We start from the raw sequence: 10,706 nt of genomic DNA on the forward strand, positions 1-10,706 counted from the left end.
ACACATAGGTGTATGAGCTGAGGGTTCTGGTTCCCAGCTTGGTCAGCTGGGTTAACTGATTGCCGTTGTTGTCATAGCTCTTGGTGATGACGACATTGTTGCACATCCACTCCTTGGTCATCCGGCCTGCCAGATCGTATTGGTAGGTGATGGACGTGTTATCCGGATAGGTGATCTTGGTGCGGTTACCGTAAGCGTCATACTGATACTGAATCATCTGGTTATCCCGGACCACCTTGGTCGTATTGCCTGCGGCATCGTAGGTGTATTGGGTTGAGCCATGATCGTCAGTCATTGTCGCGATTTAATTAGCACTTAGCCATAGCGATCAAGCGTGAATGCTGAGGGTTATCCGTATTCTTTAGCTCATTTTTAGAATTTAAAAAGCTTTGCAATGGCTTCAAGCCATGCAAAGCTTTTTCAAATGACCTTAGTAGAAAGACTCCTTTAGTTTTTCTACAAAAACGGAATTTAATGTTAAATACTCCGACAACCCGCTTATTTTCAGCAGCAATTCAATATAACTTCTTCTCCTATATCAGCGTCTATTAACCCTTTTAAATTTTCACCGAATCTTTCAAGAGAACCCAATTCACTCATAACATAGAAACAGCATCGATGTCTTCGTGAATTATTATCCGGCACTTCTAAATCAACCTCAATTTGAACATGACCTGTCGTATTTATTTCCGTAATTTCCATTGAAAATGCCGGTGTATAATTACCATTTTTCTTCCCAAATTCGAAATAACAATCTGATTTTAAATATTTCGTACAATTAGAAATCTGATCACTTATTTTATTCAAAATTTGTGTTTGAATGTAGCAAGTTTGATATGCTGTAACGAATTGAGATTGACACATTATCTTCAATTCCAGCAAGTCATTCTCTTGCCAGATTTTATTAATTACAATATTATCCATAGATTCTCCTTAATTCTTAAACTTAAAGTCATCAAATGCACCTGTTACCTTATTATAGTTAAAATGAATTGTTATATTAGTACCATCCTCCATTCTAACTACATTCTCCATTTTTACCCATCCATCCGAAAATAACCATTTAGGATCTTTCATTTCCAGAGGAACCTGCCTAGCTCCCTCTAAAGGATTGGATTGGACTTGCTTCATTGCCATTTGTTCATTGAGATCATTAGGTATTACTCTTCCCGTACTTCCTTTACCTTCAACTTTAACAGGATTGCCAACACCGATATTAGATTCTTCTTTTTCTTTCTCACCTGTTGTTCCCGACGATCCACCACCATTAACAATCGCAGATTGAGTGATGCCTAAAGCTTCACTGATTGCTGGATTCGAGGCTGCTGCGCCTTCCAAGGTTAATGTATAGCCAATAAGCTGTCCACCATTGACTGCCGCACTTCCATCCGGCTGCATTGTCATTCCTGTTGAACTGCCGCCGCTGATGTTTCCCTGAGCTCCAAGTGCTCCGATCGTGGTAACTGCTGATAGACCGATCATCTTAAGATCTTGTACGCCTTTTTCTTTATCTCCGCTCTCATATTCATAGATAGCATAGACTGTCGCTCCACCATAAGCGGCCGCTGCAGTATGTCCAAGAACTGCTGCCAATGCAGGTAAGGTTCCAAACGAAGCTGCTGTCAAATACAGCGCTGCCGCTCCACCTCCTATTATCACCAGATTTTCCACCGGATGATCCAAGAAGCTTTGAATCGTATTCTTCGTCAACCTCGTGGCTGCATCCCAAGCTTCCCCAGCTTTTTCGCCAACCCATTGAATTCCCTGGCTCACTTTTTCCTTTTGTTCACTGCACCAGCCGCTAACTCGATTCGCTATCGATCCAATTTTATCGGTTACATCCTTAAAGTTAATGCCCTTAAAACTATTCAAGTTGACTTGTACACTTCGTCTTGCTTCTTCTTTCTTTGCATATTCCGATGTAATTTTTTTCATCGTGCTTGTCAGAACTCCATGCTGCTCTTCTATTCGCTGTTTTAATAGTTCAGCAGCTTTTTTCGCATCTTCCTGACTCTTTCGCGTTGTGTTTTTTCCAGAAGAAGTATTCTTTGAAGAACTGTTGGAATTATTCTGATATACTGTCGAATTCGAATAATTCGTGTTATTCGACGGATACTGGATCGCCTTATCATATTGCTTATAGATCGGCGGCGCTGTTCTCGCATCCGTTGGATTCATTGGATTTGATGGCTGACTCTTCGGCGTACTCTTCTTTGTATTGGAGGAACTTGGCGTGCTTTTCTTGCTTGGCGTTGTTTTTTTCGGGGTAAAGGCATTCTTTACCGTATTCACAACCTTGTTCACCGTATTGGTGATTGCTCCCCAAATACTCCACATTCCCCTTGGATCAAAGTACTTATTCGGGTTGTTTCGGCTATAGTTGTACCGGTTCTGGCTTAACGGATCCTGCCAATCCCCACGATACCCATCCGCACTGATGAACAGTTCCGTCACGGTATCATAATACCGCGCTCTTAAGTACTGCGTTTCATCACTGTTGTGTGCTTCTGAGCGATACCCATATTCGTCACTGCTGCTGACAAACGGATTGTATTTCTTATCTCTCCTTCCATAATCGCTGTAGCTGTATGTCGACAGCACCTGATTGGATCCGCTTAACAGCATTGTAACGCTTCCTTGACCATCGTACAAATAGAAATCGTCATTGGTGCACAATCTCTCATTGCCATACCAATACTTTGTTTTTGCACTGTCCTGCGTCTTCACCAAGACGACGGGATACTCGGCCAGCTCGTCGTTGAGATACTGAATCGTCGTCGTGTTGCCGCTGACTGACCGCGTCGTTGCTGAGCTTGCGTTCTGGTGCGTTTCTGCGGCTTCCAGCGGCGTTTGTTTCAGCTGGGCGATCAAGGTGTCGATACTGTCGGAAATCGCCTGAGGCGAGGTCACAGGCACGGTATTCGTCCGGCCGGCAGTCTGTTGGATCCGATTGCCTGCTCCGTCATACGCATACGTCGTTACCGTTCCGTCGAAGTCCTTCACTTTCACCAGCTGATTCAGCTTGTTGTACGTGTATTCCTTCACCTTGTTGTCATCCCGGCCTTCCCGAATCCGGTTGCCGTTAGCGTCATAGGCATAGGTGAAGTGATAAGTACCATCATAATAGGTCTTGATCCGGTTGAAGTCGTCATAGGTCGCACGGTAGGTGACCTGCCCTTCCGTCACTTCCGTCTTATTGCCAGTCAGTGTGATCACGGTTTCCGTTGTCGTTTTCGTTGATCCTTGCGTCTTCACCGTTTTGATCAGCTCGTCGTTTTCATTGTAGCTGTACTCTTTGACGGTCGTTGCCCCGTTGAGGATTTCCGTCTGCTTGGCCACGCTGTTGATCGCGTTGTAAACATAGGTGTAAGAGCTGAGGGTTTTGGTTCCCAGCTTGGTCAGCTGGGTTAACTGATTCCCATTGTTGTCATAGCTCTTGGTGATGACGACATTGTTGCACATCCACTCCTTGGTCATCCGGCCCAGCGCGTCATATTCATAATTGGAATAATGCGACGCGTTGACAGTCTTGGTCATCCGGCCTGCCAGATCGTATTGGTAGGTGATGGACGTATTATCCGGATAGGTGATCTTGGTGCGGTTGCCGTAAGCGTCATATTGATACTGGATCGTCTGATTATCCCGGACCACCTTGATTGTATTGCCTGCGGCATCATAGGTGTATTGGGTTGAGCCATGATCGTCAGTCATTGTCGCAATCCGGTCTAAAGCGTCATACGTGAAGGCCGCGTCCGGCTTGGTCAGCACATTCTGGTTCGCGTCATAAGTATACGTCAGAACTGTGCCGTCCTTCTGCTTTAGGGTTAACAGATTGCCGTTTTTATCGTAGGTATATTCTTCCGACTTCTTGTCTTCATCTGTCGCTTTGATCAATTGACCTGAGGTATTGTAGACATACAGAACCTCTGTTTGGTCATAGTAGCGGCGAATGATCTTGCCCATCTTGTTCAGCGTATAGTTCAGCTTGAATCCGCGGGCATCCTGAACAGAAGTCATATTCCCAGCGGCGTCATAGGTATACGTAACCAAATGATTCAGCGGATCCTTTTCCTGAATCAGGTTGTAGACGGAATCATAAACCTTTTCATAGCGCTGGCCATTGGCGTCGACCCGGGCTGTTTCATAGCCGGCGGCATTGTACTCCACGGTTGAAACATGGTTTAATGCGTCGGTGATTTTGACAAGCTGCTGATTCAGATCATAATCATAGCGCGTCGTGTTTCCGACAGGATCGGTTTCACTCAGAATCTGGTTGAACGCGTCGTAGGTCCAGGTGGTCGTCTTCGCGTTGTTGACTTTTTCAGTGAGCTTGTTGCCGGCGGCATCGTAGGTATAGACCGTTTTGATGCCGGCCTCATCGGTCATGCTGAGAATCCGGTCTTCTGGGTCATAAGTATACGTCCGCGTCTGGTTCAGCGCATTTTTCTGCTGAATGACGCGGCCGGTCTTATCATACTGCCAGCTTGTTTTGTGCCGCAGCGCATCGTAAGCCTCGGTCTTATTGCCGATCACGTCATAGACATTCTCCGCAACCAACTTGTCATCCTGCCATGTTTTCAGCAGCTGGTTGTAGGCATTATAGGAATACTTCCAAACCGAGCCGTTGGTCATCGTTTCACTGACCTTCTGGTTTAAAGCGTTATAGGTTGCGGTTTCAATGCCGCCGTCGGGATACGTTGTTTTCTTGACATTGCCGAAAATATCGTATTCGTAGGCTGTGATTCCGCCGATCTTGGATGTTTCCTTAATGCATTGATTCAGTGCATTGTACTGCCGCTGGATCGTATTGCCCTTCGCATCCTTCGTAGCGGTCAAATTGTCATGGTCATCATAGGTGTATTCCGTCGCGTAGCCCAGCGGATCCACCGTTTTGGAAACCAGACCGGCGGGATTGTACACCGTCTGCGTGATGCCGCCTAAGCCGTCGGTTTCCTTGATCAGCCGGCCATCGGCGTCATAAGCAGTTTGCCGGATTGTTTTGTTATCCACCTTTTCCGTTACCTTTTGATTCAAGGCGTTGTAGACAGACTGGGTCGTATGACCGTTGGACGTCATCGTCAGCACGTTGCCTTCTCCATCATAAGTCGATGTCGTGACGTTGTTGTTGCGGTCGGTCACGCTGATGACATGGCCGAAAGTGTCATAGGCATAAAGAATCGTATCCCCGTTGATGGTTTCCTTGATCAGGCGGTTTAAGGCATCATATTCCAGCGTTTTGGTATTCTGAAGGCTGTCGCTTTCCGAGATCTTATTCCCGTTTAAATCATAGGTAAACTGCGTCGTCACGCCGCGGCTGACCTGCTTGATGATCTTGCCGTCATCGTTGATCGTGTAGGTCGTGGTGCTGCCGTAAGCGTCGGTTTCGGAAGTCACCTGATCATAAACGTCATAGGTATACGTATGATTGATTTCACCGTTAACCTTGACCTGCGTCAGCCGGTGCAGCGCATCCAGCGTGTTCTCAGTGACTAAGCCCGTCGGCTCGGTTGTCTTAATCAGCTGATCGTAGGCATCATAGACAAATGTCGTGGTTAAGCCCAGGATAGTCTGGGAGGTCAGATTGCCGAAGGTATCATAAACATAGCTTTCAATGACTTTGCCATTGCGTGTCTTCTGTGTTAGATGCCCGTGAACATCATAGTGATAGCCGGTCTGGTTGCCCAGCGGCGTGGTCGTTAAGATTGTCCGTCCGCGGCTGTCGACGGTCATTGTCGTGCGGTTGTTCAGCGCGTCCTTCGTTTCAATTACCTGATGATTGCCATTGTAGACATAGGTCGTCGTGTGGCCGTTGGTATCGGTAGAAGTGAGGATATTGCCTTCATGATCATACGTCCAGCTGCGCGTCTTTTCCGCCTTGGTTTCACTGAGCACCCGGCCCATCGCGTCATAGGTATAGGTTGTTTCCTGTCCCAAGGCATCCGTCATTTTTGTCTTTAAGCCTTTGGCGTAGGTATAGGTTGTCGTGTGCCCCAGCGGATCCTTGACGCTTGTCAGATGACCCATCGCGTCGTAAGTCTTTTCCGTCACCTTGGCCTGATCATTGCTCGTCAGCGTCTGCTTGACTTCATGACCCAGGGCATCGTATTCAAACGTGGTCGTCTGACGGGTAGTTGCCTGACTGAGCCGCTGACCTTTCGCGTCATAGGTATAGGTCGTCACATTGCCTGCTTTGTCCGTAGCGGTTAAAATCCGGCCTAAGACATCGTAGGTGTTGATCGTTTCCTTTCCATCGAAATCCGTCGTTTTAATGACGTTGCCCAGCGTGTCATAGGTATAGGTTTTAATTTGCTTATGGGCATTGGTTTCTGTCGCGACACCGAACTGATTGTAGGTGTAGCTTTTTGTCAAACCGTTGGCTGTTTCCGTCACTGTCCGGCCGCGGCTGTCAACCGTGCGCGATGTGACTGCGCCGTCGGGGTAGGTGGTTTTCGTCAGATTCTGATTTTTATCATAGGTATAGGTTGTGACGTTCCCTTCCGAGTCCGTCATTTTGACAACATTGCCATAGAGATCGTATTCATAGGCGGTGATGTTTCCGTCATAGTCGCTCTCCGTCAGCTTGTTGCCGGCCGCGTCATAGATGAACGACTTCGTTCCCCCGTCCGGATTGATAATCTGAACGATTTCATTGCGGGCGTTGAGGACATGGGTGGTTGTATGATTGTCCTGATCGGTGGCGGTTAACAGATAGCCTGCCGCATTGTAGGTATAGGTAAAATAGGTTCCGTCAGGATAGGTAATCTTACTTACCCGGCCCTGATCGTTATATTCATAGCTTGTCGTCTGATTCAATGGATTGGTTTCACTGATCAGCTGCTTCAGATCGTTGTAAGCATAGGTTGTTTTATGCCCCAGGGCATCGGTGTAGCTAGTCTTGTTGTTGTGGGCGTCATAGGTCCAGGCTTCATTCTGACCAGCCGTATTGGACTTTGTTAACAGGTTGTTCTTGGCGTCATAGGTGCGGGTTTCCTTGAAGCCGTCGCTGCGCGTCGCAGTCAGCTGATTGCCGCGGTCATCATAGGTATAGGTCCAGCGCACGCCGTTTTCCAAGGTTTCTTCCGTTAACAGTCCTTTGACAAAGGTCTTTAAAACCTGGCGGCTGTCCGCGTATTCAACCTTGGTCGTCTGCCCATTGGCATCAAACCAGGTCGTTTCCACATTGCCTAACGCGTCCGTCGTCTTTGTGCGGCCTTCCAGATACTCCAAGGTCATGATGTTGCCCTGGCCGTCGACCTGTTTTGTGACGCGGTGCTGATCGTCATAGGTATTGGTGATGACTAACGCCTCATTCTGATTCGTCCACGAGGTCATATTGTGATCTGCATCATACGTGTATTCGATCACCGCGCCGGTCTGGTCGGTAAAGGAGATCAGATTCAGGTTGGCATCATAGCCATAGCTGACCTTATCCGTTTCTGACAGCCGGATTTCATCAACCAGATTCTCCGCATTGTAATGGAAGGTCATCGTCTTGCCGTCTTTTAAAGTGATCGTCTTCGGCAGACCTTGAGTGTAGGTAAACGTTGTTTCGCGTCCCTGCTTGTCGATGTTCTTGGTTACTAATCCCTGGGCGTTGTAAATCCAGGTTGTATCCTGATTTTTCAGCACAAAGTGATCGGTATCCCAGCTCAGCTTCATCGTCGTTGTCAGCGTGTTGGCATAGGTGCCGTCGGCTTGCTTCGCGAAGTAATATTTCGTGCCGTCTTCCAGCATCACGGTTGCGCCCTGATCGTCGCTGGCAACCCGGGATAATCCGCTGAACGCCCAGCCCATGCCGAAGATGCTGAAGACTCCGGCGGCGCTGCTGTTGTAAGCGCGGGAGAATGTAAACGTTTCATCCAGCACGTTCATCGCGAAATCCTGACTTTCCAGGATAAAGTTGCCGGTGTTCAGGTTAATCGGCTCAAAGCCGAATTCGCACTGCACATCGCGTCCGCGCAGCGCCGCGTCGACCTGCTTCTTCTGATCTGTCGACAGGTCTTCCTCCACATAATCGACGTCTTTGTTTTTCTGCGGTTCGCGGATAAACAGAATATTTCCCTGAGTGATCAATTCATCCTGCAGGTTGTTGTCCTTCATCAGGGTTTCTTTGGAAATCCCGTAGAAGGAAGCGATCGAGCTGACTAAGTCAAAACCTTTCACCTCATAGGTTCTAAAGTAGGTTTCCTTGACCGCGCTCTTCTGGGTTCCCTTCACCGATTGGAATTGCACGGTATACAGCTTGCCCGGCTCAAAGCTGTCAAAGAACTTCCCGGTTTGATAATTGCTGACCTTGACGCCATTGTAGCTTTGTGTTTTCTCAATTTCCGGATAGTCCGGATAACGGTAAAAGTTATCTACCGCTTCCATGGTTTCCGTAAACTTCACGGTTTCCCCGTCTTTAATCGTAACGGTTGTCTGGGCATGATACGGCGCCGTGCCGTCAAATCCGACCGCGACTAAATACGCTAAGCCTTCCTGATAGTCATATTTGACAAACGGGCGGACATTGAACGTAAACTGATTGACGTCGGTCATCGTGACATCCGGGCTGTCGTAATATTCCGCTTCAACATACGGCGTATCCTCACCGGTGCCGGTGATGTAATAATATTCTGAAGCGTACATCTCCAGATAGCTGGATTCCGGATCCTTCAGGGTTAACAGCACGCCGTTGTTGGGCTTGTTGTTTTCCGCAACGTCTTTAACATAGGGTGTAATATCGAGCGAATGCAGCCAAAAGCCCTCCCAGGTCCAATCGCTGGTAAAGCAGTCGTAATTGGCCGGCATGTTCAAATAAGTCGCTTTGGAAATATCATAAGTCCCCGGGATGCTGCAGGCAAGCAGCTCATTGGTCGTCCCCGGCTTGGTTTTTCCCTGAACGATATTCAGCGTTGCTTTTTTGATGTATTTGCCTTTCAAGACTTCATTCATGCGGTCATCGTTAATTTTATAAAAGCTGAAGGCGTGCGCATAACGCGGATGATTACCGATAAACAAAAACGCGTCGTCATAGTTTTTTAACACCCAGCCGTCCGCTTCCATATTCGGATTGCCCAGCGTCTTGGTCGGACGGCTTTGAGAAACACTGACGTCAGTTCCGTTGTGAGCATAGCCGAAATAATTGGGATCGATCACGACTGGATAAACCCGGTCTTCGCTCATCAGCCAGCTCTCGTCCACGCTGTAATGAACAAGATTTTCTTCTAAGGACACGAAAACCTCGGTTTCATTGCCCGCTGCATCCTTAGCCTTCGGCGCCCGGATCAGCATGGCCAGCTGTTCGTTCTGATCGACAACAACCAAGCCATGCTCGTCGCCCTGCCGGACTGTTCCGTTTTCAACGGTGATCTGGCTGTCAAAAGTATTCGCTGCCGGCTTTTCATACAGAACCAGTTCCTCTTCCACCCAGGCCGGCATGACCGTATAGCGCAGATTCACCTGATTTTCCATCGGATAGATCAGCTGCGCCCCCTCCACGCTCGGTTCGCCGATTTGTTTCAGCTGCGGAATTACTGTAATCCGAACATCGTCTTTTTCCAAGACAACGCCGGTTTTGGAATCCGCTGGATAATAGCTGCGGACAACATTCGCCGTATTCTGCACAAAAATACCCTGGCCCTCCTCAGAAAGCAGGTTCACTGCCGGCGTCAGCTGGGTATCAATCGGCGCAAAGCCATTCTCCGTCTTATAATTCCGAATGACGCCCATGACCATTTTTTTCAGATTCTGGTCTTCTTTATTGGTGTAAATCACTGTTCTTTCATCCACAATTTCCGGATTCGTATAATCCTCAGGCTGAGAATCTGCCGGATTCGTATCCGTCTGTGTAAATTCCAGCGGTGCCGCGGACGCTGGTGTTTCACCGGCTGTTGGCGTCGGCACCAGCGTCGGCTGAGGTGTTTGTACAGGAATCTGCGTTGGTTCTGCCGAGGGTTCTGTCGAGGGGTCAGCCGTTGGCTGCGCAGTCGGCTCCTCCGTTATTTCCGGTGTTTCAGCCGGCTTGGGTTCGGCTGTTGCATCAACACTCGGCGTGGGCTGGAGTTCTTCGCCCTCTGTTGGCTCACTCCCATTTTCTGATTCTTCCGAATCTTTGTTGTTGACGGGATCATTTTCAGTAATATCAACGTTGTAGTAAGGTCCTGTCTGATTGTATTTTTCAATGATTCTGCGCTCATTGACTGCCCGGATCATATCCGTGTTCTGTATCAGCATACAGAAACTGAACAGACAGATCATAAGCTTTTTAATTCCACCGCTGAACGATTTCATTTAATTTTTCCCCATTCTTTCCTGCTTCAGATTTTAGTTTTTCCAGTTCATCAATCGCTTTTTCTGTGGCTTGATGTTGTAAGGCCTCAGCGATCACACAGACTTGCTTTCCCATTTTTTCATAGGCCTGTGCTAAGCCTGCGACTTCCTCGTCGCTGCCGTGGTAAGTCTCCTCCGGTTCACTCCATTGCTCGCCGATTGCACTAAGCTGTGCCAGCCAGTCCGGCGACTGCGGCTGACCATTTTCAAATAAGGCGGTCAGCTCAGCCTGGCTTTTCTGCAATGTCTGCAGATATTGCTGCTCCGCACTCATTTGCGTTTTTGACTGACAACCAGCAAGCAGACTGAGTATCAAAATCAGAAGTAATCCTCGTTTTCCCTGCATATCGGTCTCCTTTTGGGCATAATAAAAGCGCCTATGAGAAAATCATAGG

The 10,706-nt window shown here is 48.0% G+C and carries 4 protein-coding genes; all 4 read right to left on the reverse strand.

Annotation, left to right across the window (positions count from 1 at the left end; all coding sequences use genetic code 11):
* Window positions 1-295 (reverse strand): RHS repeat domain-containing protein (locus BN162_RS09515; RefSeq protein ID WP_147612187.1); only part of this gene is annotated, 295 nt, incomplete at its 3' end.
* Window positions 296-504: 209 nt separating this feature from the next.
* Window positions 505-924 (reverse strand): hypothetical protein, encoded by a 420-nt coding sequence (locus tag BN162_RS09520; RefSeq protein WP_020224857.1) that lies wholly within the window; start codon window positions 922-924, stop codon window positions 505-507.
* A 9-nt stretch (window positions 925-933) separates the two neighbouring features.
* Entirely contained in the window at window positions 934-10,272 is a 9,339-nt protein-coding gene (locus tag BN162_RS09525) for a DUF6531 domain-containing protein (protein WP_020224858.1), read from the reverse strand.
* Entirely contained in the window at window positions 10,247-10,657 is a 411-nt protein-coding gene (locus tag BN162_RS09530; RefSeq protein WP_020224859.1) for a hypothetical protein, read from the reverse strand. Before BN162_RS09530 ends, BN162_RS09525 begins: the two co-directional genes overlap by 26 nt.
* Window positions 10,658-10,706 lie beyond the last annotated feature (49 nt).

This window comes from Holdemania massiliensis AP2 (assembly GCF_000327285.1).
Classification (GTDB): domain Bacteria; phylum Bacillota_I; class Bacilli_A; order Erysipelotrichales; family Erysipelotrichaceae; genus Holdemania; species Holdemania massiliensis.